The sequence below is a fragment of the Gammaproteobacteria bacterium genome, assembly GCA_021647245.1.
GTDB lineage: Bacteria > Pseudomonadota > Gammaproteobacteria > RBG-16-57-12 > RBG-16-57-12 > JAFLJP01.
In genome coordinates, this window is sequence record JAKIVC010000002.1 from 1 (window position 1) to 24243 (window position 24243).

General features: G+C 49.6%; 25 protein-coding genes, 1 tRNA gene and 1 pseudogene. 7 read left to right on the forward strand and 20 right to left on the reverse strand.

The genetic code is table 11. From position 1 onward, the window contains the following. The coding region (locus L3J94_00725) for an addiction module toxin RelE (protein ID MCF6217279.1) at positions 1–122 on the reverse strand (122 nt) is incomplete at its 3' end. Positions 123–322: 200 nt separating this feature from the next. Between L3J94_00725 and L3J94_00730 the strand changes: the two genes are divergently transcribed. Next, on the forward strand, positions 323–637 hold the full coding sequence (locus L3J94_00730; GenBank protein MCF6217280.1) for a virulence RhuM family protein: 315 nt from the start codon (positions 323–325) through the stop codon (positions 635–637). A 60-nt stretch (positions 638–697) separates the two neighbouring features. Here the strand turns inward: L3J94_00730 and L3J94_00735 are convergent. Next, positions 698–774, reverse strand: a tRNA-Arg gene (locus tag L3J94_00735). Positions 775–1161: 387 nt separating this feature from the next. Here L3J94_00735 and L3J94_00740 point away from each other — a divergent pair. Then, on the forward strand, positions 1162–3315 hold the full coding sequence (locus L3J94_00740; GenBank protein MCF6217281.1) for a TonB-dependent receptor: 2154 nt from the start codon (positions 1162–1164) through the stop codon (positions 3313–3315). An 81-nt stretch (positions 3316–3396) separates the two neighbouring features. On the opposite strand, the gene folA is transcribed toward L3J94_00740, so the two are convergent. From folA to L3J94_00795, 11 genes are all read right to left on the reverse strand, one after another. Next, positions 3397–3879 (reverse strand): type 3 dihydrofolate reductase, encoded by a 483-nt coding sequence (gene folA / locus L3J94_00745; protein ID MCF6217282.1) that lies wholly within the window; start codon positions 3877–3879, stop codon positions 3397–3399. A gap of 46 nt (positions 3880–3925) precedes the next feature. Beyond that, the gene (locus tag L3J94_00750) at positions 3926–4759 is read right to left on the reverse strand and encodes a thymidylate synthase (GenBank protein MCF6217283.1); all 834 of its coding nucleotides are present in this window, start codon (positions 4757–4759) and stop codon (positions 3926–3928) included. A 34-nt stretch (positions 4760–4793) separates the two neighbouring features. After that, on the reverse strand, positions 4794–5987 hold the full coding sequence (locus tag L3J94_00755; protein MCF6217284.1) for a class I SAM-dependent rRNA methyltransferase: 1194 nt from the start codon (positions 5985–5987) through the stop codon (positions 4794–4796). 82 nt (positions 5988–6069) lie between these two features. Beyond that, the gene (locus tag L3J94_00760; GenBank protein MCF6217285.1) at positions 6070–6852 is read right to left on the reverse strand and encodes an MBL fold metallo-hydrolase; all 783 of its coding nucleotides are present in this window, start codon (positions 6850–6852) and stop codon (positions 6070–6072) included. A gap of 50 nt (positions 6853–6902) precedes the next feature. After that, positions 6903–7838 (reverse strand): carbohydrate kinase family protein, encoded by a 936-nt coding sequence (locus tag L3J94_00765; protein MCF6217286.1) that lies wholly within the window; start codon positions 7836–7838, stop codon positions 6903–6905. Positions 7839–7889: 51 nt separating this feature from the next. Further along, on the reverse strand, positions 7890–9338 hold the full coding sequence (gene gcvPB / locus L3J94_00770; GenBank protein MCF6217287.1) for an aminomethyl-transferring glycine dehydrogenase subunit GcvPB: 1449 nt from the start codon (positions 9336–9338) through the stop codon (positions 7890–7892). Positions 9339–9350: 12 nt separating this feature from the next. Next, positions 9351–10709, reverse strand: coding sequence for an aminomethyl-transferring glycine dehydrogenase subunit GcvPA (gene gcvPA / locus L3J94_00775; protein ID MCF6217288.1), 1359 nt, complete (start codon positions 10707–10709; stop codon positions 9351–9353). 30 nt (positions 10710–10739) lie between these two features. Then, the gene (gcvH, locus tag L3J94_00780) at positions 10740–11135 is read right to left on the reverse strand and encodes a glycine cleavage system protein GcvH (GenBank protein ID MCF6217289.1); all 396 of its coding nucleotides are present in this window, start codon (positions 11133–11135) and stop codon (positions 10740–10742) included. Then, complete coding sequence (gene gcvT / locus L3J94_00785; protein ID MCF6217290.1) at positions 11132–12250, reverse strand: glycine cleavage system aminomethyltransferase GcvT; 1119 nt, start codon at positions 12248–12250, stop codon at positions 11132–11134. The genes gcvH and gcvT overlap by 4 nt, the downstream gene beginning before the upstream one ends. 20 nt (positions 12251–12270) lie before the next feature. Further along, positions 12271–13197, reverse strand: a complete 927-nt coding sequence (gene lipA / locus L3J94_00790) for a lipoyl synthase (GenBank protein MCF6217291.1) — start codon at positions 13195–13197, stop codon at positions 12271–12273. 123 nt (positions 13198–13320) lie between these two features. After that, positions 13321–13635 (reverse strand): cytochrome c, encoded by a 315-nt coding sequence (locus L3J94_00795; GenBank protein MCF6217292.1) that lies wholly within the window; start codon positions 13633–13635, stop codon positions 13321–13323. 73 nt (positions 13636–13708) lie between these two features. On the opposite strand from L3J94_00795, the gene bioD reads away from it, so the two are divergent. Together bioD and L3J94_00805 are read left to right on the forward strand one after the other, a co-directional pair. Then, on the forward strand, positions 13709–14386 hold the full coding sequence (gene bioD, locus L3J94_00800) for a dethiobiotin synthase (GenBank protein MCF6217293.1): 678 nt from the start codon (positions 13709–13711) through the stop codon (positions 14384–14386). Between the two features lie 28 nt (positions 14387–14414). Next, positions 14415–14897, forward strand: coding sequence for a DUF411 domain-containing protein (locus tag L3J94_00805; GenBank protein ID MCF6217294.1), 483 nt, complete (start codon positions 14415–14417; stop codon positions 14895–14897). Positions 14898–14972: 75 nt separating this feature from the next. Here L3J94_00805 and L3J94_00810 read toward each other — a convergent pair whose 3' ends face one another. Beyond that, positions 14973–15539 (reverse strand): DNA-3-methyladenine glycosylase I, encoded by a 567-nt coding sequence (locus tag L3J94_00810; protein ID MCF6217295.1) that lies wholly within the window; start codon positions 15537–15539, stop codon positions 14973–14975. 229 nt (positions 15540–15768) lie between these two features. On the opposite strand from L3J94_00810, the gene L3J94_00815 reads away from it, so the two are divergent. The 3 genes and pseudogenes from L3J94_00815 to L3J94_00825 all read left to right on the forward strand — a co-directional run bounded on the left by L3J94_00815 (position 15769) and on the right by L3J94_00825 (position 19570). Beyond that, positions 15769–16749, forward strand: coding sequence for an ATP-binding protein (locus L3J94_00815; GenBank protein MCF6217296.1), 981 nt, complete (start codon positions 15769–15771; stop codon positions 16747–16749). A gap of 9 nt (positions 16750–16758) precedes the next feature. Continuing rightward, on the forward strand, positions 16759–19257 hold the full coding sequence (locus L3J94_00820) for a S8 family peptidase (protein MCF6217297.1): 2499 nt from the start codon (positions 16759–16761) through the stop codon (positions 19255–19257). 49 nt (positions 19258–19306) lie between these two features. Continuing rightward, a pseudogene (locus L3J94_00825) lies at positions 19307–19570 on the forward strand (DEAD/DEAH box helicase). 24 nt (positions 19571–19594) lie between these two features. Here the strand turns inward: L3J94_00825 and L3J94_00830 are convergent. The 6 genes from L3J94_00830 to L3J94_00855 form a co-directional block, all read right to left on the reverse strand. Further along, positions 19595–19738, reverse strand: coding sequence for a hypothetical protein (locus L3J94_00830; GenBank protein ID MCF6217298.1), 144 nt, complete (start codon positions 19736–19738; stop codon positions 19595–19597). A 154-nt stretch (positions 19739–19892) separates the two neighbouring features. After that, on the reverse strand, positions 19893–20702 hold the full coding sequence (locus tag L3J94_00835; protein MCF6217299.1) for a hypothetical protein: 810 nt from the start codon (positions 20700–20702) through the stop codon (positions 19893–19895). A 4-nt stretch (positions 20703–20706) separates the two neighbouring features. Beyond that, positions 20707–21021 carry a hypothetical protein gene (locus tag L3J94_00840; protein MCF6217300.1) on the reverse strand — a complete coding sequence of 105 codons (315 nt, stop codon included), beginning with the start codon at positions 21019–21021 and terminating at the stop codon, positions 20707–20709. Between the two features lie 120 nt (positions 21022–21141). Then, entirely contained in the window at positions 21142–21930 is a 789-nt protein-coding gene (gene rsmA / locus L3J94_00845; GenBank protein MCF6217301.1) for a 16S rRNA (adenine(1518)-N(6)/adenine(1519)-N(6))-dimethyltransferase RsmA, read from the reverse strand. Further along, on the reverse strand, positions 21920–22927 hold the full coding sequence (gene pdxA / locus L3J94_00850; protein MCF6217302.1) for a 4-hydroxythreonine-4-phosphate dehydrogenase PdxA: 1008 nt from the start codon (positions 22925–22927) through the stop codon (positions 21920–21922). Before pdxA ends, rsmA begins: the two co-directional genes overlap by 11 nt. 25 nt (positions 22928–22952) lie before the next feature. Beyond that, the gene (locus tag L3J94_00855; GenBank protein MCF6217303.1) at positions 22953–24242 is read right to left on the reverse strand and encodes a peptidylprolyl isomerase; all 1290 of its coding nucleotides are present in this window, start codon (positions 24240–24242) and stop codon (positions 22953–22955) included. Position 24243: the final 1 nt, after the last annotated feature.

Below are 24243 nucleotides of genomic sequence, written 5' to 3' on the forward strand. Positions count from 1 at the left end.
GTAAGAACCGTCAGAAATTCTTTCCTATCCTCATCGTCAAGATAGATAACATCACGCCCATCACCTCTGGAGGTCACATGGTAAAGCGCTCCGTGATATTCAATTCTCAGCGGTCTTGACATGCTCACAGCTTAGTTCAGATATAGCAAAAAACAAGACCTGACCCCATACTCTCGCTGACCCCATACTCTCGGGGTGTCTCGGTCATCTCACGCCATATTCGCAATGCCTTGAGCGAAGGTGAGATCAGTGAAAAAAGAAATTTGCAAAAAATGCAACAACTGCGGCGGATGGAAAGACCTACCAAGTTGAATACTTCAACCTGAATGCGATTATCTCTGTGGGATACCGCGTGAACTCGCGTCAGGGCACCCAGTTTCGCATGTGGGCAAATCAAGTACTGAAAGAGCATCTTGTGCGTGGCTACACCCTCAACCAGCAGCGCTTTGAGCAAAATGCTGCTGAGCTGGAACAAGCTCTAGCCTTAATCAAAAAAGCGGCCCAACCCCCCAAGCTGGGCACGGCACCGGGGCGCGGTCTGGTGGAGATTACCAGCCGTTACATCCAGACATTTTTATGGCTGCAACGCTATGACGAGGAGTTGCTGGAAGCAGCCGCGATTTTGCCCCGATTCTAAAAAACAGCGAGGGGCTTTTGAAGGGTTAAAGGATAACCTGTGGTTTTTGAGGAGGTAAAATGGTGCGCCCGAGAGGATTCGAACCTCTGACCTCCGCCTCCGGAGGGCGGCGCTCTATCCAGCTGAGCTACGGGCGCTTGGTGCGCTATTGTACTATTTTTGACGGCCAACGCCAGCACCTTATTTTACTGATAGTTTTTGCTGTGTCGGGGGATCTGAGCAGGCTTAAAGGGGGCTACTTATTGCTGCCAAGCTATAAACTACTAAGTTTTTTCGTGAAATGGCCGAAGGTATAGGTCGGTGTGTGGCCACTCGACTATTTCACTAATGTGCGAAAAAATCGCCCAGGATGTTGGTTTAACAGGGAAATTTCCGAAAAAATGCTGTGTCAGTGATTACCCACCACGGATCGAGTATTTCCTGTGAAACCAATAGACAATGTGACTGATGAAAATAACTCAACCCAACGCTGAACCCCCCTTTAAACCAACCCGTAGCAGCCTCTTATGCTCGAAGATATCTAGATGATTTTTTTGGAAAAATTAACACGGTTAGCCAAGGTGAAACATAGCCGGTGGCTGTTCGCGCTATGGCTGGTTTTGCTGTGCCCTCTTGCGGCTCTCTCGGTTAGTCATGCCACGGGGCTGGATGATTTGGAGCAGCTGTTGGGTGATATGGAGGGAGAGGAGACGTTCCTGCTGGGTATTATGGAGGAAGAGACAACCATTGCCACCCGCAGCAAGCTGAATGCCGATTATGTACCGGGGATGATCACTATTTTACACGGCGATGTTTTGTATGCCCGTGGTGCGACAACGGTAGCTGAGGCGCTGGCATTTGTGCCAGGTATCGAGAAGTCCCATGACCGCATCGGCAACCAGGTTGCATTGGTGCGGGGGGTGGGTGGCAGCTTCGCGTCGGGAAATATGAAAGTTTTGGTGGATGGTGTCTCTATCAACTCAGCCCTCTCGGCATTGGCCGATCCCGTCTTTCTGATGCCTATCGAGCAGGTGGAACGGATTGAGGTGATCCGTGGGCCGGGTTCTGCTCTGTATGGCGAATATGCTTATGCGGGTGTCATTAACGTGGTGACTCAAAAAAATATATCACGCTCATTTGCGGGAGGAGGAAGTTTTAATAAACGCTCTATTGGTGGCACATTCAGCGCGGAAGACCCCCAGTCTGGAGCCAAATTCAGCGTAAGTTTAGCCCGCTGGCAACGGGGTGATACGAATACTCCTGCGGGAGAGGATGTACTGTACAACACCCAGATTTCACAGGCGGCCATCAGCAATGCGCCAGGGAGCGTCAACGATGAAGTTGAGTATAAATCAGCGCTGTTTAACCTGGGTTATGGTGATTTCACACTAAAAGCTCAATTGCTTGATAATAAACGGGGTGATTATTTCGGTACCCTTGATGCACTTCCTGACCCCAACAAGGGGGTCGCCTATCAAAACCATCATCAAAACCTGACGCTATCGCACCTTTTCACCCCCAACCCGTACCTTGTTATTCAGCCCGTTTTCGGCTGGCAACGCTACGAAAACAGTTTTGACATTACCATGCTGCCAGCAGGTTACATTCCCTATCCAGCGGGATTTCTTGCCAGAGGGTTTTACCGGGAGCGTCAACTGAATGGTAGCGTGGAGCTGCATTGGGGCGGCTGGCAGGGCCATAATCTCTTGGTCACTGTGGCCGTGAAAGAGATTGAAGTGAGAGAGGCCTGGCGGGAGAGCAATATTGATCTATCAAACGACCCAACCTATCCACAATTGCCCTCTATGCAGCGCTTTACCGGCGTTAACAATTGGGTCAATGAAAACAATCGGCGCACTATCCACAGCGTGGTCATACAGGATGAGTATCTCTATAGTGATCAGACCACCTATACCCTGGGTATGCGCTATGATAAATACAACGATGTGGGTGACAATATTTCACCCCGCTTGGCAGGGGTATTTCGTTACTCCGACGCGCATATTCTCAAGGTTCAATACGCCCATGCCTTCCGCCCACCCAGCTTCTATGAGCTGTGGAACAGCACCGCCAATGCGATCAAGCCGGAGACGATTCGCACGCTGGAGCTAGCCTACATCCACCGACTCTGGAACCGGGTCGATCGTATTATTTTGTTCCATTCGAAGATGCGTAACCTGATTGTCTCTTCTGAAAACCTCATCAACTTTGAGAATTTACGTCATGCGGAGATTAATGGTATTGAGGCGGAAACAGAGCGCTATCTATCCGATTGGATCAAGCTTAATGCCAACCTCTCTTACAGTAATGCCACCGATAGTGCCACCAGTGAGTCGATAGCCGGTGCTGCCAAGTGGTTAGGCACTTTCGGGGTGTTGATGGAGCATGACGAGATGACTTTTTCAGTCGACCTCCACTACGTAGGCAGCAGAGCGCGTGAAGCCGACGACCCACGCAGCGACCTTGCCAGCTACCACACCGTGAATACTACGATGACTTATACCGTGCCGAATAGTCGATTAACACTGCGGGCGGGGATCAAAAACCTGTTTGACCAAGAGGTTCGTTACCCGGCAAGCATGACCACCGATAACACACCGGCCTTTATTGGAGACCCCGTTCGTAGCGTTGTCAGTTATATGAGTGACTACCCGCAGCCGGGGCGCAATGGCTGGGTGCAGATGAGCTACCCCTTTTAATGAGCTGCTCTATTTCGTGCGAATACCAGTGAGCGGCCTGCTATGGAGCCGCTCATTTTAAGGCCGTTCTTAACAAAGCACTCACGCTCTTTTTAACACTGTAAAGTCATACTCATAGCCGTTTTTTTCATCAGCACCGTGCTGCTCTCGTGATACCACTTGCCACTGGCCTGCAGCGTAGTCAGGAAACCAGCTGTCCCCGTCAAAATCGGCATGAATATGGGTAATATAGAGCCGCTCGGCCAGACTAAGTGCCTGTTTATAGATGTTAGCACCACCAATAATCATCACCTCTTCAGCGCCACTCGCAGACGCTATTGCGGCCTCTAAGCTATGTACTACCGTCACCCCTTTTGCCCGGTATTTTTGGTTTCGGCTAACCACTATATTTTTACGTCCCGGCAGTGGTTTACCAATTGACTCAAAGGTTGTACGCCCCATGATGATCGGCTTGCCCAGGGTGCATTTACGAAACCACTGCATATCCGCTGGCAGCTGCCAGGGCAACCTGTTTTCAATGCCGATAACGCGCTCATTTCCCATGGCGGCAATAATTGAAATGATCATCTGCTAACTCCCTAGACACATGAGATTATGGTCACTACTCAGGTTAAATTGCGATGGGGGCTTTAATGTGTGGGTGGGACTCATAACCGATCAGCTCAAAATCATCGAAAGTGAAGCCAAAAATATCCTTTACCGCCGGATTGATTTTCATTTCAGGCATCGGTAGCGGCTCACGCTCTAGCTGTAGCTGTGCCTGTTGCAGATGGTTCGAGTAGAGATGGGCATCACCCAGGGTATGAATAAAGTCGCCCACCGCTAACCCGCACACCTGAGCGATCATCATCGTCATTAGCGCATAGGACGCAATATTAAAGGGCACACCGATAAAAATATCGGCACTGCGCTGATAAAGCTGGCAGGAGAGCTTGCCATCCGCCACATAAAACTGAAAAAAAGCGTGGCACGGCGCCAAGGCCATCTTCTTATTTTCAACGTTCTTCTGTGGCGAAACCGTCTCATCAGGAAGGTCTGCCACATTCCAGGCCGAAATAATTAAGCGGCGACTATTGGGTGTTTTTTTGATCTGTTCAATTAACTGGCTCACCTGGTCAATGGTGCTTCCATCCGGCTGTGGCCAGTTACGCCACTGGTGGCCATAGACCGGCCCGAGGTCTCCCGATTCTGTCGCCCACTCATCCCAAATTGAGACGCCATTATCTTTCAGATATTGGGTGTTGGTATCGCCTTTAAGAAACCACAACAGCTCATGAATAATGGAGCGCAGGTGGCATTTTTTTGTTGTCACCAACGGAAACCCCTCACTGAGATCAAAGCGCATCTGATAACCAAATACACTCTGGGTACCGGTGCCGGTACGATCCCCTTTCTGGGTGCCCTTTTCATAAACGTGACGCATGAGATCCAGGTATTGTTTCATGATGGTAGCCGCTCACTCTCTATGTGGGTGCTTTTTATCGGTGCAGAACCCGTGAAAAAATAGCTTTAAGATAGTCCGTTTCCGGAATCACCGGGTGTACAGGGTGGTCTGGCCCCTGGTGCCCCTGTTCCAAAATCTGCATATTACGATCAAGGTGCCGTGCTGATTGCTGCATGACACTCTGTAATGAGCTGCGACTCAAATGGTGCGAACAGGAGCCTGAGATCAAAATACCATCTTTGCTCAATAACTGCATCGCCATTTGATTGGCGCGGCGGTAGGCATTGGTACCCTCTTTAATATCTTTCTTGCGTTTAATAAAGGCGGGCGGATCTAGAATGATGACATCAAAGCGTTCACGCTCTTCGCGCAGCGCTTTCATCGCGGCAAAAGCATCGCCCTCCAGGCAGGATATTTTATCTGCCACGCCATTCAGCTCGCCATTGTGGTGCACAAGATCGAGTGCTTTTGATGAGGAGTCGATACACATCACCTCATCTGCGCCTGCCGTGGCAGCTTGCACCCCCCAGCCGCCAATGTAACTGAATACATCCAAAACCCGTTTGCCCTGTACGTAATGTTGCATCCGTGCGCGATTCATTCGGTGGTCATAAAACCAACCGGTCTTTTGTCCATCTTTAATCGGAGCTAAAAACTTCACACCATTTTCAACCAGCTCTACCTGTTCTGGCACCTCACCTAATGCACTCTCAACATAGCTCTCCAACCCTTCCATTTTACGGATAGCACCATCATTACGCAGTAGAATAGCCTTCGGTTTTATCGCTTTATCCAGCGCGGCAATGACCTGCTCTTTGAGTACTTCCATCCCCGCTGTACCCAGCTGCACCACCAAAACGTCAAAGTAACGATCAACCACCAAGCCCGGCAACATGTCGCTCTCACCGTGTACCAAGCGGTAACAGGGTTGCTTGAACAGTCGCTCACGGATGGAGAGGGCTATTTTAAGACGATGGGTAATGAGTGATTGATCCAGTTGATAGCGGCTATCACGGCTGACCATGCGCGCACAAATCAGCGAGTGAGCATTGACATATCCATTGCCAAGCACTTTGCCGTTATGGGAAATAATGTCAACCAGCTGCCCTGCTGAAAATTCCGTCAGGGGTGTCTCTTTGGTATCTACCTCATTGCTGTAAACCCAAACATGGCCGCCAAGAATGCGGCGCTCTTCATTTTTTTTAAGCTTTAAGGGGGCTCGTGACATCGTCTGCTCTCAGGTGAATCAAATAATTAAACGACAAACGCCCCAGAAAGGGGCGCTTGATAGTGATTAAACTCAATTTAAACTATGGGATCGTGTAGTTGCTTTGATCCATCAAATCCAGCCCACACTCCAGCTTTTCGACCCAATCAATGAACTGGCCGATCACCTCTTTGCCTTTAAAGGAGCGGCCATGTTGTGGAACAATCATCTCGATATCCAGTTGACGCGCCATGTGAGCCCACAAACGACACGCTTTATTACTGGCCATATAGCGTCGGTGAAAACTCGCCATTGTGGGAATATGTGCGTCAAAATCGGTAACCGGTTGGTCCAGGTTTTCATCAACCATTGAGGCACCCAAATCGCCCGAGAACAATATTTTACTGATGGGGTCATAAAATTGAAAGTTGCCGACAGAGTGTAAAAAGTGTGCGGGAATCGCCTTCAATACCGTGCCACCCAGCGGTAGATCCATACCACCATCCGGGATCGAGATATAGCGACCTTTGCCCATACTTCGTTTACTCACCTGCTCCAGATGCCGGGGAATCAGGTGCGGCAAGAAGCGTGACCACAGCTCGGAGCAAGCGATCTGGCAGTTAGTGTAGGTCATCCACTTGTCCAGAGAGGCGATGATATCCGGATCCTGATGGGAGGCGATGACATAATCCAGCTCTTTAATGGTGACGTGTTTGATCACTTCCATAAACAGAGGGGTGTAGGTAAGGTCACCACCTGGATCAATCAACGCGGTGTGGCGATCATGAATCACTAAAAACTGATTCGCTTGTATACCGTCACCACTGACTAAATTTTCAAACGCCAGACAGCGATGATTGCCATCGTTGAAAAGTTCAATTGCCATCCGAGCCCCTTAATGTAGCATTTTGATTATTGTTTTTTATCCCCCGTAGTTTACAGAGAATAGTCAAAATTGTCTCGGAATAATTTTTTAAACTCATCCGGCTCGAAGCTGTGGTTCTGTGTGCCATGGTCCGCCACGCAGATCGCCCCCATCAGTGAGGCGATACGGCCTGTTGTTTTCCACTCTAAGCCCTTCATCAGGCCATACAACAAACCGCCACGATACGCATCACCACAGCCGGTTGGGTCATTAACAGCTGTGGACTGGGCGACGGGTATTTCGATGCGATGATCTTTGGTGTAAATTACCGAGCCTTGGCCACCCCGGGTAACAATCAGCGCTTTCAACTGTGCGGCCAGATCATGGGGTGTTTTTTCGGTGCGATCTTGCATTAACTGCATCTCATAGTCATTGAAAATTGCATAGTCAGCCAGCTCGATAAAGCGCAGCAACTCTTTGCAACCAAACATCGGCAAACCCTGGCCTGGGTCAAAAACAAATGAAATGCCGGCTTCGGCAAACTGCTCCGCATGTTGAATCATGCCATCACGACCATCGGGGGAGACAATCCCAATACTGATATCACTGACAGAGGCAATGCTGTTTTGGTGAGAGAAGCTCATGGCACCGGGATGAAATGCGGTAATCTGGTTATCATCCAGATCCGTTGTGATAAAAGCTTGCCCAGTATAGCTGTCGGCAACTATTTTTATCTGCTCTTGGCTGATTTTGCACTCAGCCATCCACGCTGCATAGGGTGAAAAATCTCCGCCGACGGTTGCCATCGGCAGCGCGGTACCGGGGGCAAGCAGGTTAAGATTATAAGCAATATTGCCCGCACAACCACCAAACTCACGGCGCATCTCGGGCACCAGGAAGGAGACATTCAGCATGTGAACTTTGTCGGGCAAGATATGATTTTTAAAGTGGTCATGAAAAACCATAATATTATCATACGCGTAGGAGCCACAAATTAGAGCCGTCATCCCATTTCCTTTAATTTTTATGGTTCAATCAATCACGAGGGGAGCGCACAACTAGTCACCCGTCCAGCGCAGATCGAGTTCGCGGGCAGCACGCACATCATCTAACCGTTTAACCGGCAGGGTGTGGGGTGCGCTTTTTACTTTTTCAGGGTCACTGTAAGCCTCTTGCTTCACTGCCGAGAGTGCCGCAATAAAACCGTCAATTTCCTCTTTCGATTCAGTCTCTGTGGGCTCTATCAACAAGCATTCGGGCACAATCAGCGGGAAATAAGTTGTCGGCGCATGGTAACCGTAGTCCAAAAGCCGCTTGGCAACATCCATTGCGGTAACGCCGGTCTCACGGGTCAATTTTTTCAGGGTGATGATAAATTCATGGGTGGCCCGGCGGCCCGGCAGTGCCACTTCGAAACCCGCCTCCATAAGTTTTACCATGAGATAGTTGGCATTCAGTGTTGCGTAATCAGCCACCCGCTCCAACCCTTCTCGGCCCAACATGCGCGCATAGATGTAGGCACGCAACATAATGCCGCTATTCCCCATGTTGGCAGAGAGTCTACCGATGGATTGGGGGCACTCTTTTTCGGTAAGCCAATGGTAATCATCGCCCGTTTTGGCCACCATGGGCACGGGGATGAAGGGAAGTAGGCGCTCACTTACACCTACCGGCCCGGAGCCTGGCCCACCCCCGCCATGGGGGGTAGAGAAGGTTTTGTGCAGATTAATATGAATCACATCAAACCCCATATCACCCGGTTTTACCTTACCCAAAATGGCATTCAAATTGGCCCCATCATAATAGAGCAGGCCACCGGCTTGGTGTACCAAGTCAGCAATCTCTTTAATATTGCGATCAAAGACACCCAACGTGGAGGGGTTGGTCAGCATAATGCCTGCCGTCTGAGGGCCCACAACGGTTCTTAGCGCTTCAAGATCTACATCACCCTCTTTACCGGTGGGAATCTCCCGCACCGTATAACCGCACATGGTGGCGGTAGCGGGGTTGGTGCCATGAGCGGCATCAGGGCAGAGAATTTCGCTGCGTGCGGTATCACCACGGGAATCATGATAAGCGCGAATCATCGCCACACCCGCAAACTCTCCTTGCGCACCCGCCATTGGCTGCATTGAGACACTTTTCATACCGGTGGCCTCTTTGAGTATCTCCTGTAATTCATAGATACATTGCAGAAAGCCTTGGCCATTGCTGGCGGGTGTAAGCGGGTGCTGCCCCAGAAAGTTGCTATGCATCGCCAAGCGGTTACACGCCCGTGGATTGTATTTCATGGTGCACGAACCCAGTGGGTAAAAATGGGTATCGATGGAGAAGTTTTTCTGTGAGAGCCGGGTATAGTGGCGCACACTCTGTAGCTCAGAGACACCTGGCAGTGCCACGCGTTTTTGACGACGAAATTCGGCAGGAATATTACTCAACTCAATGGCTTCGCCGGGCTGTTGCGCTTTGTTAAAACGGTCAGCTTGAGATTGTTCAAAAATCAACATTTTGGTGTTCTCCTAGCGCAGCATTTGGGCAAAGGCACTGGCAAATTGGCTTATCTCGTCATCACTCTTGGTTTCGGTAACACAAACCAGCAGCGCATTCCCCAGCTCGGCATAGTCAGCCATCAACGAAAACCCACCCAGATAACCGGCTTTGGCCAGTTTTTCCAGTACCGGGGCAACCGGCTGGTTCAGCTGAATAACGACTTCGTGGAAGCAGGGCGCGCTAAATTGTTTATCGACCCCCTCAATGGCCGTGAGCTGCTCAAGCAGTGCTTTGGTATTGGTATGGGAGTGCATCGCTGTGCGCTCAACCCCTTCAGCCCCCATCAAGCTCATATAGATGGTTGATGCGGTCACCATCAGCCCTTGATTGGTACAGATATTCGAAGTCGCCTTGGAGCGGCGAATGTGCTGCTCTCGCGCTTGCAGTGTTAATACAAACCCGCGATTACCATCACGGTCTACGGTGCGCCCGATGATACGCCCCGGCATTTGGCGTACCTGCTTCTGCTTGCAGGCGATAAAGCCATAAAACGGCCCACCCCATGAGAGTGGAATGCCCAGTGGCTGGCCTTCGCCACAGGCGATATCGGCACCCCGCTCTCCCCACTCGCCTGGCGGGGCAATAACGGCCATGGCCATCGGATTGACCACGCCAATCACCAGCATTTTATTCTCATGAGCCCAATCCGTCAGCTGATCTACTTGCTCCAGATTGCCAAAAAAGTTGGGCTGGGGGATGACGATTGCCGCGTAGTCGGACTGCTGGTATTGAGCCAGTGAATCGACTGTAATCTGGCCACGCTCAGTGCAATAGTCCAGTTCAACCAGTTCAATACCTTGATTATTTACAATATTTTTTACTACACGACGGTAATCGGGGTGTACCGTGGTGGGCATCAAAACAGACCTGCTTTTCGATTTTCGGTTGGCCCTGATTGCCATTAGCACCGCTTCTGCCAGTGCAGAAGCTCCGTCGTATAACGAAGCATTAGAGACATCCATCCCCATTAAGCTGCTCATCATGGTTTGATATTCATACAGCAGCTGCAAAGTACCCTGGCTCGCTTCCGCCTGATAGGGTGTATAGGCAGTATAAAACTCGCCACGGGTGGTCAGCTCCCAGACTGCTGCCGGAATGTGGTGCTCATAAGCTCCTGCCCCGGCAAAACAGATTAATGGCTGGTCTCGGTTTGCCCGCTGCTTAATCAGCCGTGTCACCTCAAGCTCATTAAGCCCCAGTGGAATATTGGCCAACCCTTTGGTACGCAACGCCTCTGGAATTTCATCAAACAGCTGTTCGATGCTTTGCACGCCAATGGCATCGAGCATCTGTGCGGTATCGTGTTCAGTATGTGGAATAAAAGGCATAAAAAATCACTATCAGCTTATTGGGTGAGGTTACTCTTCGTCTTCAGCGACCATGGCGCTGTACTCTTCTGCCTGCATCAAGCCTTTTACACTCTCTAGGCTGAAGGGCTGTAGCTTGAAAATCCACCCCTCACCATAGGCATCACCGTTAATTGTCTCCGGTGAATCTTCCAGCTCTTCATTGATTGCGATAACCGTACCCGCAACAGGTGTGTACAAATCTGACGCGGCTTTAACTGATTCAATCACCGCACAATCCTGCTCGGCATCGAGTTCACTACCAACCTCGGGAAGCTCAATATAGACAATGTCGCCGAGTAGCTCTTGGGCGTGATCTGAAATACCGATGGTGAAAGTGCCATCATCTTCAATGCGCACCCACTCGTGGCTTTTAGTGTAGAACAGTTCATTGGGTGTATTGCTCATCGGGGCAATCCTTCTTTTTGAGTAATAGGTTCTTTATAACAGGCTTCACCATTGCGGACAAAAGGTGGCTTAACCACGCGGGCATTCAGCCGCTTACCGCGAATCTCCACCTGACAGCGGTTACCCATGGCCACAGGTACACGCGCCAAAGCGATGGACTGACCTAGTGAGGGTGAAAAGGTACCACTGGTGATCTCCCCCTCACCACACTCACTGATCACTTTCTGGTGATCGCGCAATACACCGCGTTCTTCAAGGAGTAGACCCACAAGTTTAGTTCTACCACCGGCATCACGCTGTGCTTGTAACGCACTACGGCCGACAAAATCACGCTCCGCAGGCTGCCAGGCAACCGTCCACTCAAGACCACACTCCAGCGGAGAGATGGTCTCATCCATTTCGGCACCATACAGACTCATGGCCGCTTCCAGGCGCAGGGTATCTCGCGCCCCGAGGCCAATCGGCGCAACACCCGCCTGGTGTAACTGCTGCCATAGAGCCACCGCCTCACCCGCAGACAAAATAATCTCGTAACCCTCTTCACCGGTATAACCTGTTCGTGCAATAAACAGCCCGTCACAAAAGCAGGCGTTGAAAGGTTTCATTTTGGCTATTTTAGTGCCCACCCCCTCACCCAGCACTTGCTCAGTTTTAGCGCGTGCATTAGGGCCTTGTACGGCAATCATCGCCAAATCAGCGGGACTCTCCAGCACAACCTCAAAACCCGCTGACTGCTCGGTAATCCAGGCCAGGTCCTTTTCGCGAGTTGCGGCATTCAATACGATACGGTAATCACCTTCACGGATAAAATAGATAATCAGGTCATCAATGACTCCAGCCTGCTCATTGAGCATGCAGGTATAGAGTGCTTTACCTTCATCTTTTAGCCGAGCGACATCATTGGCAACCAGCTTTTGCAGGAAAATTTTTGCCTGACGGCCCCGCAGATCCAACACATTCATGTGTGAAACATCAAACATACCCGCATCACTGCGTACAGTTTTATGTTCGTTGAGCTGCGAACCATAGTGAATAGGCATCTCCCAACCAAAAAAATCCACTATCTTGGCACCCATTGCCACATGCTGATCATAAAGTGGAGTTCGACTTGCCATGCTGCTGCCCCTGTTTGAAATTACGCTTCTGCATGGTACGAAGAGCGTACCATCGGTGCAGATTTTACCCAGCTAAAGCCCATCGCCTCGGCTTGCTCACCATACCAGGCGAATTTATCGGGATGAATATACTCATCCACTGGCAGATGTGCACGGCTGGGGCGCAGGTATTGCCCTATGGCGATACGCGATACCTGATGACTCCGCAGGTCCGCCAAGGCCTGCAACACCTCATGCTCACACTCTCCCAAGCCGAGCATAATCGACGATTTGCTCTCCACCCCTTCAAGCTGTGCTGCTGATTTTAGCAGATCGAGTGAGCGTTGATACTTTGCACCCTTTCGTGCAACCCAATAGAGGCGAGGCACCGTTTCGATATTATGCCCCCAAACCAAAGTAGTCGCGTGCTGTGCCAAACCGGGTTGAACCGCCGAATAGATCACCTCAAGAGCATTTTGTTGGCATTCACGAAAATCAGGGGTCAGAATTTCCAGCCCAATCTCAGGCTGTTTCTTACGCAAGCGCCGCAGGGTTTCGGCAAAGATAAAGGCACCACCATCCACCAGTTCATCACGGTTAACCGAAGTTAAAACCACATAATCCAGCGCCATTTTTGACACTGCCTCGGCTACACGGCGCGGCTCGTCCAGATCATATACCGGTGGTCGCCCGGTCTTTACATGACAAAAGCCACAGGCTCGAGTACACGTATCACCCAGCAACATCAAAGTCGCCGTGCCCCTGCTCCAGCACTCACCGCGATTGGGGCAACGTGCCGCTTCACACACCGTATTCAGACGTTGTTGGCTGATTGTGCGAGAGGTATCGCCATAGGAGGGGTCACTACTCAACGAGGCACGAATCCACTCCGGCATACGCTGTCGATTAGGCGGCAAATTCACCTGTTCAACCTTCACAGGAATATGCTGTAGACGCTGTGATTTCATGACAACCTGAAAAGTGATAACAATAAAGAGAGGCGTATTCTACAACGAGATGAGATAAACGGGGAGAGATAAATCCGGAAAAGATAGCAGCAGGCTGCCACCGCAGCCTGCTTTCATACCAGCCTACTTATTCTTATTGTGCTCCAGCACAAATGCCGTAATGGCCTCCAGCTCAGCACCCTTGATATTGGGGAAAGAGGGCATTGACATACTACCCTGGGTTATTTTTGCCGCCACGTAAGCAGCATTCATATTTTCAGGTGTCACCTCCCAAAAGGTGGTGAGCTCTTCTTCACTCAGGGGACCATGGCAGCCAATACAAGCCTTGGCAAAAATCTCCTGGCCGGAAGTGCCTGCGGTAGGTGCATAATCCTTAGAACCGGAACAACCACTCAAAACAGCCACAACGGCGGCGACTAATAACATCTGTTTTTTCATTTTTCTGCTCATCCATATACTATGTGAATTCAACGATCGGCTAATGGTTACTAATTTTGTCAGGAATTGCAATATGAATAGTGGTTATTTTGTTACCGGCACGGATACAGAGATAGGAAAAACCTATGTAAGCTGTGCGTTACTGCGTGCTTTTTCCAGCCATGGCAAGCAAGTAGCCGCCATGAAACCAGTGGCTAGCGGCTGTCACAACAGCGAACAGGGGCTGCGCAATGACGACGCCCTACAACTCATTGAAGATAGTGACCACTCACTACCTTACGAAACTATTAATCCCTATGCTTTTGCGCCAGCCATCGCCCCGCACATTGCCGCACAGCAAGCGAACACCTCCATTGATTTTTTGCACCTAAAGCAGTGTTTTAACACCATCGCCGAACGGGCTGATATTACAATTGTCGAAGGGGCTGGGGGCTGGCTGGTACCTCTGGATAATCGACAGAGCATCGCCGACCTTGCCGCCATGCTGGCACTGCCGGTGATACTGGTCGTCGGAATTAAATTAGGTTGTATCAACCACGCACTCCTCACGGCGGCAGCGATCCGCGAAAAAGGGGTAACGCTTGCCGGCTGGGTAGCCAACCGCATTGATCCAGAGTGTGCCTGTGTTGAAGAGAACATTCAGTCCATCACCCAGCGCATCAACACCCCTTGCCTAGGAGACCTCCCCTACGCTCCACACATGAAGGCAGAGGAGCGGAGCCACTATCTACACCTTCACACTCTGCTATAATCCCCAAAAAACCATAGGAAAATCAACCATGAAATGGTCTGTACAAATATTGTTATCTCTGTTTATCGCCCTGTCATTGCACTCGGCTGCCTATGCAGAGAGTATCTGGGACCCCAAACAACCCCCAGCCTTGATTGAAAAACCCCTCAATATCACCGTCTATCGCGCCGCCTCATGCGGCTGTTGCAAAGATTGGATTGATCACTTGGAAAAGCACAACTTCAAAGTAGAAGATGTGGTGAGTGATGATATGAATACCATCAAGCACAAACTGGGCCTGCCCGGTGAGCTGGCATCTTGCCATACCGGCATCATCGATGGCTATGTTATCGAAGGGCATGTGCCCGCGCAGGACATCAAGCAGCTCATCAATCGCAATTTAGATATTGCAGGGCTAGCCGTGCCACAGATGCCCCATGGATCACCCGGCATGGAGACGGGCCGCAAAGATGATTTTTCTGTCATTGCATTTGATAAAGAAGGGAATTTTGAGCTGTTTAATCAATATTAAACAGTACCACGTTTTTAGCCCGCTCCCGCCTAAAAACCTCCATTGTTTAAAGTGGCCTGACAGGCCACTGTAAATTTACAGTGCCACCACCTCAGAGTAGCGAAAGCATGAGGTTAAATGGTCATTCACCATGCCGACGGCTTGCATATAAGCGTAGCAAGTTGTTGGGCCAACAAACTTGAAACCCCTGCTCTTCAAATCTTTGCTCATTGCCTCGGAAGTCGGGGTATTAACCGGCACTTCTGACAGGTTACACCAAGCATTTTTTATTGGCCTTCCATCAACAAATGACCAGATGTAGCGGTCAAAAGAGCCATACTCATGCTGTATAGTTAAAAACAGTTTTGCATTTTCTATGGTTGCTTTGATTTTCAGCTTATGCCGGATAATGCCAGCATCCTGGAGCAATGCGGCTGCTTTTTCATCGGTATAGCGAGATATTTTTTCGGCATCAAAATTATCGAATGCTTTTCGATAGCCCTCCCGTTTTTTAAGAATGGTTGCCCAGCTCAACCCTGACTGCATACTTTCCAAAACCAACATTTCAAAAAGTAACCGATCATCGTGCACAGGAACCCCCCACTCCTCATCATGGTGCACTGTTTCCAGAGCGTTACCGTTTGCCCAATCGCATCGCTTCATAAGCAGTCGCTCCTTATTAATGTACAAAGGTCTTCAGGAAGACCTTGAAGAAGATAACCCTCTACTATAACCAATCCATCTCACCGGACAAATTAAGCTTAACCCACCTCGTTTAAGGTTGGACAGGCCAAAGCAGGCTGTACTAGCAAAGATAACACGACTTTTAACTGCTATCGTCATACAATAAACCCAATGCAAAAACGCATCTCAATATTGATTATTAAAAACTGTGGCTAGTTCTGAGCAAATAAAAGCGCTATTACTCTCGCATCTCGCAAAGGATGAGGAACGCTTCTTGTCTGTTGCTCTACAAATGGCAGCACACGAGGCTCGCAGCGGACACGGAAAACTCGCCAAAGACCTGAGAGAGATCGTCGATAAAGCCAAAAAACAAACCAAATCCAGTCCACCTGTCCCAATATCCAAGGGATTAAAAGACTCGTCAGGGTTGCTATACGCGACAACGCCCCACTTCCGGCTGACTGACCTCATCACCAAAAGTGATCTCACAGATAAGCTTGTTCGTGTCATTCGTGAACAGCGTCATATCAGTAAATTAAAAAATCACGGCCTATCACCCAGGCGCAAATTGTTGCTCATCGGGCCGCCAGGTACAGGGAAAACATTCACCGCATCGGTGCTAGCCTGTGAACTAGGCTATCCGCTATTCCAAGTTAGGCTTGATGCCGTGATTACTAAATTCATGGGCGAATCATCGGCAAAACTTAGACAAGTCTTTGATGCCATTCGTGAGGTAAGAGGCATCTACTTTTTCGACGAGTTTGACGCGCTTGGTTCTCAGCGCACAACGCCCAATGACGTTGGCGAAGCAAGACGGATACTGAATAGTTTCTTACAGATGATTGAACAAGATGACTCCAACAGCTTAATTATCTGCGCCACCAACCACGCTGAGATTTTGGATTACGCCTTATTCCGGCGTTTTGATGATGTCATCCAATATCAACTACCCGAAAAGAGCGAGATTGTTATCTTACTCAAAAACAGACTTCAACCCTATGTCACAAAAAGATTTCCGTGGTCCAAACTCGCAACCCAAGCGACAGGATTGAGCAGCGCAGAAATCACCCTTGCTGCCGAAGATGCGATCAAGGAACTGCTTATTCACGAATACAAAACAATCAGCCCAAATATCATTGAACTCGCCATTAATGACCGTCGTGAAATGAGCTATCAAAAACACCGATAAGGAGACAGGGTGACTGATCGAAAGGACGCGAAACCACATTTTTTTCTTGGCCGAACAGGCAAATCTGAGCCATACACTTCAGTCTCAACCGGGGGCGGTAAAAAACAGGCAATCCCTGAACAAAACCGACAACAACACGGCTTAGCTCTCCTTGGGCAACTTCAACAAATCCAAACTGATCAACAGGATCTCAAAACTGAAGCGTCAGATTATCCGCTAGAATCTGTAATCGGCATACAGATAGAGTTCGAAAGCTTTCCTGATATAGCACTTGCGGTTGAAAGCCTCGCCAATGAGACGCACAAAATTGAACTGTTAAATGTAACCCATCGTAACGATAAAACCTTCGCAACTATTTTTGTGCCTGAAGGCAAACTGTCAGCTTTTGAAAAAAAGCTACGTGACTACCTTTCTGAGAAAAAGAATAAAAACGGCGGGGCTATCGATAATCGTCCGCTGATTGATGCCATACGGTCATTTAGAGTGGCTGCGCTAGAGGTCCTTTGGACAGATGACCTCGACCAACTTCCTGAAGACTTCGAACAGAGTTTTTGGTGGGAAGTATGGTTGCCAGTCCGAGGAAATAGGCAAGGTGTTCTCCATGACTTTACTTTGTTAGCAAGTGCTATAGGGATCGAGGTATCACCGCAATCGCTGCGCTTCCCAGAAAGCTCCGTGTTACTTGCTAAAAGCAATCGCAGACAATTTTCACAAACCAGCTTGTTACTCAATAACATTTCAGAACTGCGTAGAGCAAAAGAGACTGCCGCTTTTTTTGATGAAATACCAGCCAATCAGCAGCATGAATGGACGGATGAACTACTAAGCCGTGCTTCATTTTCAAAGGCCACGGATACAACGCCCTACGTATGTATTTTGGATACAGGTGTCAACATAGGGCATCCATTGCTAAACCCTGTGATTGGCCGTGAAGATCAATTTTCCCTTGATGAAAATTGGACAGGCACGGATGATGATGGTCATGGAACCGGCTGTGCAGGTTTAGTTGCTTGGGGTGATTTAACCTCTGTGCTTGATAGCGATTCCATGATTGAAATAGATCATCGTTTAGAGTCTGTAAAAACACTACGTCGCCACGGGGACAACGAAGGAAAGCACCTTGGCATCGTTACCGCCGATAGTATTTCCCTGCCTGAAATTGAAAACCCGTTTCGAACAAGAATTATCTCAATGGCGTTATCCGCGACGGATGCCAGAGACAGAGGCAGACCATCGGCTTGGTCTGCGGCAATAGATAGTTTGTCAGCAGACTATCTGGGGGAGAGTGAAAAACCTCGTCTCATCGTGCTATCAGCAGGCAATGCCAGTAATAGCCTGACCGATATGATTAAGTACCCTGACTATAACGTATTGCAAGATGTGCATGACCCAGCTCAGGCATGGAACGCTATCACTGTTGGGGCATACACGGAAAAGGTAACGATAACTGATGACGACTGCGCTGATTACACCGCACTTGCCCCTTTTGGTGGTCTATCTCCTTTTAGTACCACATCAACTACATGGGAAAAGTCCACGCCAATCAAACCTGAAATTATGTTTGAAGGAGGAAATGTAGGTATCGATCAACATAGCTGTGCATCCATTCCGAGCTTATGCCTGTTAACCACGCACAATGAGATTACGACAAGACTATTTTCCACTTTCCATGCAACAAGTGCGGCTACCGCGCTGGCCAGTCGGTTCGCGGCTGAAATATATGTTCAATACCCAAAGCTCTGGCCAGAAACGGTTCGAGCGTTAATGGTTCATTCAGCACAATGGACTGATGCCATGTGTGAACAATTTTCACATGGGAGCACACCACGCCAACAAGCCCAACACCGTATTCGCTGCGTAGGGTTTGGCGTACCAAACTTAGACCGCGCGCTTTGGAACGCTAACAATTCACTCGCATTGGTCATAGAAGATCAGCTACAACCCTTCGATAAAATCAAAGGCAAGGCGGTTGCCACGAGAGATATGCACCTGCATGATCTGCCTTGGCCGAAGGAGTCACTTCTTGAGTTAGGCGAAACTCATGTAGAGATGACAGTTACCCTCTCTTATTTCATCGAACCAAACCCATCCAGTCGTGGTGTAAAGGGTAAATATAGCTACCCCAGCCACAGCCTGAAATTCGATGTAAAACGTGCTACTGAATCTGTGGATGACTTCAGAAAGCGTATTAACCGCCAAGCGCGAGATAAGGAGGAGGGTACGTCAGGCAAAACCACCGATCCTGATTGGCTTCTTGGATCGCAATTCCGACATAAAGGCTCAATCCATAAAGATGTATGGAGTGGTACCGCAGCAGATTTGGCCGAACGAGGAAAGATTGCCATATATCCCGCCATTGGTTGGTGGAAAACAAGAACAAAGCTGGCGCGCTATAATAAATCGGCACGATACGCATTGATTGTTTCCATATCAGTACCGGACGTGAAAACAGATATCTATAACGAAGTCTTTAACCTGCTAGAGATCGAGCAGCTTGTTGAAGTATAACGCTAACCGTTCAAATGACACATGAACTGCATTTTCTCCGTGCCAAAAACGAGTCGTCAACTCTAATGAAAAATTAACACTATTCCACCGTTGATTCCGAGGCCGTACAGGTGTTTACCTTATTCGCTAGGATACTCTCCAGCATGTACCAATGAGTGGAAACAGGGTGTTTGTGAAAAGCTACGTATAAAGTGTTCTGATTGTTTCAATCACTCATCAAACCACCTTTGATCACTTGGCTGGAAATCACACCGTGGGTATCTGCCCCCTTCTGAGCGATGACAGTTGCTACTTTCTTGCCCAAATGTTCGATTGCGGCGCTGGCCCGTTAACTCATTCAAAACGCTCTGTCAGTATCACTCAGCAAGCGCAGAGTATCACCACCAGAGATAACCCAGGTGTGATTAATCAACATAGTTGTAAAACACTTGTAGTGGTATTGTTGCGGGTAACTGCCTGCCTGAAAATCTTTAATATCCATCTTATGTTAGAAACCCCACCTGTATTCGATATATGGTGCGCTCTATGTCAAAACCTGCCGCCAAACACCTGCAAACACCTGTTATGTCATGTTAGCGGGTGGTTTCCGATATAAGCAGCACTCCTATGTCAGTTCTCATGGTCATTGCGGTTTTTTATATCTTTTTCATCCAGCGTAATAGGCGCAGTCTCCAGCGCAGCAAAGTAACACCATAGTAGATGTTATGGCTGTATTCACCAAAAGGGGTGCCACTACGCTGTAATAGTTGCCGACTGCGCTGTGCCAGTTGCGATTTTGACCACGCTGTACAACTGGAGAAGAGCACCAGGTTACTCCCTGTTTTATCTTTGTGGTAAGCCATTACAGGCAAGCGCTGTTTTAACACGCCCAGCAGCGCTAAATTATCCTCAATGCGGCGCTGCCATAGGTTACTCACCAATACACCTTGCCGACCCAGCAGGCGTGCTACTTGTTGATGAAGTTCATCTGCATAGAGCGCGGCATCGGGCCCTTGGTCTGAGTAGGCATCATTAAAGATAAGGTCATATGGCCCGGTGAGGGTGGGGATAGTCTGCTGTGCATCACCACAGTAAAGTTGAATGCGCTTATCTTCCGGCAGCAGAAAGTAGTCGCGGGCCACTTGAATAACGGTGGGTATTTTTTCAATGACATCAATCTGCATTTCCGGAAAATAGTGGTGGATAAAGTGCACCAATGAGCCGCCGCCTAGGCCAATCAATAACACCCGCTGGGGTGCTGCATGGATTAACGTCGCCAATGCCATTGCAATGGTGTAATCAAGCTGAAGTTTTTCTGGTGCCTGAGGATCCTGCAGGCTCTGGATGGCAGGTGAGGAGAAGTGCAGTGCGCGCAGGCCCGCACGATCGACAACCGAGATGCGACCCTCGCCACTCCCCGCAATGAAGAGGCGCAGCTGATCATCAGACGGGGTGGTTGCGGACAACAGGCTACTCCATATCCAGCAGTTTGCGCAGCATCGGGGCTACAATGATTGCGATCAACAGGGCGAGCACAATATCGCGATCATAACCGATACTTGCCGCTGCCTCGCCTGAGAGGCTCGCCGCAGTGGCCAAGATAACCACCAGTAGCATGATGACAATGCTGTGGTTCATTGTCAGCCAAGCGATCAACAAGGCCGCTGCGGCGGTTGCCAGATAGTTGGCCTCAAAGCCAAGCCGGCCAATAAAGCTATTCGACATATCCAGTGCCATCACCAGAAAAAGTACGATGAAGAGTCCTGTGAGCTTGAGATATTTCATTCAGAGCAGTCCAGACCTTGCCAGTCCATGGTGTTTCCACTTATAGCGTAGATAGATACGCTTTTGTAGCGAACATTAATGGCAAGACTTAACAGCAGAGTGTAACTCCCCCCATCCAGTCTACCCTTTTAGGGCGCTAACCCGGTTACTCAGCAGGGCAAACGCTTGCTGGGTTAAGGTTTCTGCTCGTGCGGATGGGTTTATTCCCAGTGCTTCAATTTCATCTGAGCTGAGCAGCTCTTTAAGGTTGTTGCGCAGTGTTTTGCGACGATGGGCAAATGATTTTGTCACCACCATGGCGTAGGTTTTCAGGTTATCGACTTTTATCGGCAACTCATTATAGGGTGTTAGGCGAACAATCGCCGAATCGACTTTGGGTGCCGGGTCAAATGCTTCGGGGGGCACATCAAACAATTTATCCACTTGGCAGAAATACTGCAACATGATGCTCAAGCGGCCATAGTGTTTATTGCCGGGTATCGCTGACATGCGATCAACCACCTCTTTTTGCAGCATGAAGTGCATATCCTGAATCTGCTCGCTGTACTCCATCAGGTGGAACAGCAGCGGGGTGGAGATGTTGTAGGGCAGGTTACCGACGATGCGCATTTTTTTGTCGGGCTGAGCCAGGGCTGAAAAATCAAACTTCAGGGCATCCGCCTGGGTGATCCGTAAGCGCCCTAAACCGTCACAGATCTTCTCTAGATGGGGAATAATATCCCGATCCAGCTCAACAACCTGCATCTCGCCGGCCAGTGGCAGTAGTTGTGAGGTGAGCGCCCCCAGTCCGGGGCCAATCTCGATCAGGTTATCCTCTTTTTTAGGGTAGATGGCATTAACAATGCTCTGGATTACCCCCTGATCATGCAGGAAATTCTGTCCGAATCGTTTGCGTGCTTTATGCTGCATTGTCTGCTTCCACCATCTCTAATGCCACTTGTATCGCGTAATCCAAACTACCACCCTCCGCTTTTCCGGTTGCGGCAAGCTCCAGTGCGGTACCGTGGTCCACAGAGGTGCGAATAATCGGCAATCCAAGAGTGACATTGACCGCTCGACCAAAGCCACGGTATTTCAACACCGGCAAGCCTTGATCGTGATACATCGCCAACACCACGTCTGCCCACTCAAGGTGCTTGGGAATAAACAGTGTATCCGCAGGCAGCGGGCCTCGCAGCGCTACCCCTTCATTTTTGAGCTTCTCCATCACCGGTATCATGATATCAAGCTCTTCACGGCCAAGGTGGCCATCTTCCCCGGCGTGGGGGTTGAGGCCACAGACGGCAATTTTCGGGTTTTTTATGCCAAAACGCTGCTGCAGGTCGCGTTGTAATATTCGTATGATCAACTCTAGCCGCTGCGGGGTAACCTGCTGCGCCACTTTTGCCAGTGGCAGGTGGGTGGTCAACAGTGCAACTCTAAGCCCTTCGGTAGCCAGCATCATGACCGGCTCCTGTGCGGAGGTGATCTCTGTCAAATACTCGGTATGACCACTAAAGGGGATACCCGCCTGATTGATTATGCCTTTATGCACCGGGCCGGTGACCAGTGCGGCGGGGTAGCCTGCTTTGAGTGCGGCAACGGCTTTATCCAGACAGGCCAACACATAACGCCCGTTATGGCTGTTCAGTTGGCCGGCCACTACCGCCGCTTGCAGTTGGACCGGAATCACCTTCAACACACCCGGTATATTGGGCTGGGGTGGCTGGGCGGGTTCGATAAGTTGCAGTTTTATATTTTTTCCCAGCAACAACGCCCGCTGTTCAATCAGTGCGGGGTCGGCAACCAGAACCAGCTCTGCATTATTCGGCTTTTCAGCCAGACCAATCGCCAAGTCGGGGCCAATGCCCGCCGGTTCGCCGGGGGTGATTAGCAGCCGATAGAGTGGCTTATCATTTTTTATCATCGCCATCTCGCCTGAAAGCAGTCATTTAAATTTTCAGTTCAACGAAGGCTTCGTCACGCAGGCGACGCAGCCACAGTTGATACTCCTCTTCAACCAGCCGCTGTTTAATCGCTTTTTGTGCGGCTATTCGTTGCAGCTCTTCGGTATTGTCGTGCTCACGGTGGGCCAGCACCTGGACAATGTGCCAGCCAAAACGACTCTGGAATACTGGGCTGATTTCACCGTCGGCCAGCTTACCCATCTCCTCTTCAAATTCGGGTACCATCACGCCTGGATTAACCCAGCCCAGCGAGCCACCCTCCACTGCGGAGCCACGGTCATCTGAGTGGTTTTTAGCCAGTTCAGCAAAATCTTCGCCGTTTTCAATCCGTTCAAGAATGCGTTCCAACTGTGCTCGGCTCTCTGCCCTGTCGGCTCGATTTTTCGGCTTGATTAAAATGTGACGCGCCTGACGCTGAATAATGACATTGCGCTGAGCCGAGGCGCTGCGCTTTTCAGCCAGTTTGATAATATGAAAGCCATTTGGGCTGCGGATTAAGTTGCTGATGCCACCCGTCTCCAGGCTGGCCACAATATCTGCAAACGCGCTGGGGAGTTCGCCAAGTTTACGCCAGCCCAGATCACCACCATCCAGCGCTTTTTGGCCTGCCGAGTGGGCAATTGCCATCTCTGAAAAATCAGCACCCGCTCTCAACCGCTGGACCAGCTCGGCCGCCTGCTGTTGGCTCAGTTTCAGCTGTTCCGGAGAGACCCCTTCTGGCAGTGCGATCAAGATATGTTGCAGGCGATACTCCTGATCACCCCCTTGTTGGGTTTTTTGGGTCAACAGATAGTTATCAACATCCTGCTTTGTCACCAGAATACGGTTATCCACTTCTCGCTGACGTAACCGTGAAAGTGTCAGCTCTTTTCTGATATCTTCTCGAAACTCGGCAAAATCAATACCATCTCGGGTTAAAACATCACGAAATTCCCGAATCGTTAAGTTATTTTGTTGCGCAATATTTTCAAGGGTGCGATCCAGGGTGGCATCATCAATACGAATACCGGTCTGCTCTGCCATGCTTAATTGCAGACGCGTTAATACCATGCGTTCAACAACCTGTTTTTTTAGTAATGATATGGCGGGCAATGATTTGCCCTCACTGCGTAACTGCGTAATGATGCTGTCGAGTTTTTTCTGCAACTCGCCCTGGGTGATCACTTCATCATTAACAATCGCTGCAACCCCATCAATCCAAACCACATCGCCATCAGCCTGTGTGTGAGTACTTACACTTATCAACAATATGAGTATAATTGCTATTTTTTTCATA

Excerpts from the sequence above, each read along its gene's own strand:
- L3J94_00740 (MCF6217281.1), top strand. The coding sequence starts at position 1,162 with ATGATTTTTTTGGAAAAATTAACACGGTTAGCCAAGGTGAAACATAGC.
- L3J94_00750 (MCF6217283.1), bottom strand. The coding sequence starts at position 4,759 with ATGAAACAATACCTGGATCTCATGCGTCACGTTTATGAAAAGGGCACC.
- L3J94_00755 (MCF6217284.1), bottom strand. The coding sequence starts at position 5,987 with ATGTCACGAGCCCCCTTAAAGCTTAAAAAAAATGAAGAGCGCCGCATT.
- L3J94_00760 (MCF6217285.1), bottom strand. The coding sequence starts at position 6,852 with ATGGCAATTGAACTTTTCAACGATGGCAATCATCGCTGTCTGGCGTTT.
- L3J94_00765 (MCF6217286.1), bottom strand. The coding sequence starts at position 7,838 with ATGACGGCTCTAATTTGTGGCTCCTACGCGTATGATAATATTATGGTT.
- gcvPB (MCF6217287.1), bottom strand. The coding sequence starts at position 9,338 with ATGTTGATTTTTGAACAATCTCAAGCTGACCGTTTTAACAAAGCGCAA.
- gcvPA (MCF6217288.1), bottom strand. The coding sequence starts at position 10,709 with ATGCCTTTTATTCCACATACTGAACACGATACCGCACAGATGCTCGAT.
- gcvH (MCF6217289.1), bottom strand. The coding sequence starts at position 11,135 with ATGAGCAATACACCCAATGAACTGTTCTACACTAAAAGCCACGAGTGG.
- gcvT (MCF6217290.1), bottom strand. The coding sequence starts at position 12,250 with ATGGCAAGTCGAACTCCACTTTATGATCAGCATGTGGCAATGGGTGCC.
- lipA (MCF6217291.1), bottom strand. The coding sequence starts at position 13,197 with ATGAAATCACAGCGTCTACAGCATATTCCTGTGAAGGTTGAACAGGTG.
- L3J94_00795 (MCF6217292.1), bottom strand. The coding sequence starts at position 13,635 with ATGAAAAAACAGATGTTATTAGTCGCCGCCGTTGTGGCTGTTTTGAGT.
- bioD (MCF6217293.1), top strand. The coding sequence starts at position 13,709 with ATGAATAGTGGTTATTTTGTTACCGGCACGGATACAGAGATAGGAAAA.
- L3J94_00805 (MCF6217294.1), top strand. The coding sequence starts at position 14,415 with ATGAAATGGTCTGTACAAATATTGTTATCTCTGTTTATCGCCCTGTCA.
- L3J94_00810 (MCF6217295.1), bottom strand. The coding sequence starts at position 15,539 with ATGAAGCGATGCGATTGGGCAAACGGTAACGCTCTGGAAACAGTGCAC.
- L3J94_00830 (MCF6217298.1), bottom strand. The coding sequence starts at position 19,738 with ATGGATATTAAAGATTTTCAGGCAGGCAGTTACCCGCAACAATACCAC.
- L3J94_00840 (MCF6217300.1), bottom strand. The coding sequence starts at position 21,021 with ATGAAATATCTCAAGCTCACAGGACTCTTCATCGTACTTTTTCTGGTG.
- rsmA (MCF6217301.1), bottom strand. The coding sequence starts at position 21,930 with ATGCAGCATAAAGCACGCAAACGATTCGGACAGAATTTCCTGCATGAT.
- pdxA (MCF6217302.1), bottom strand. The coding sequence starts at position 22,927 with ATGATAAAAAATGATAAGCCACTCTATCGGCTGCTAATCACCCCCGGC.
- L3J94_00855 (MCF6217303.1), bottom strand. The coding sequence starts at position 24,242 with ATGAAAAAAATAGCAATTATACTCATATTGTTGATAAGTGTAAGTACT.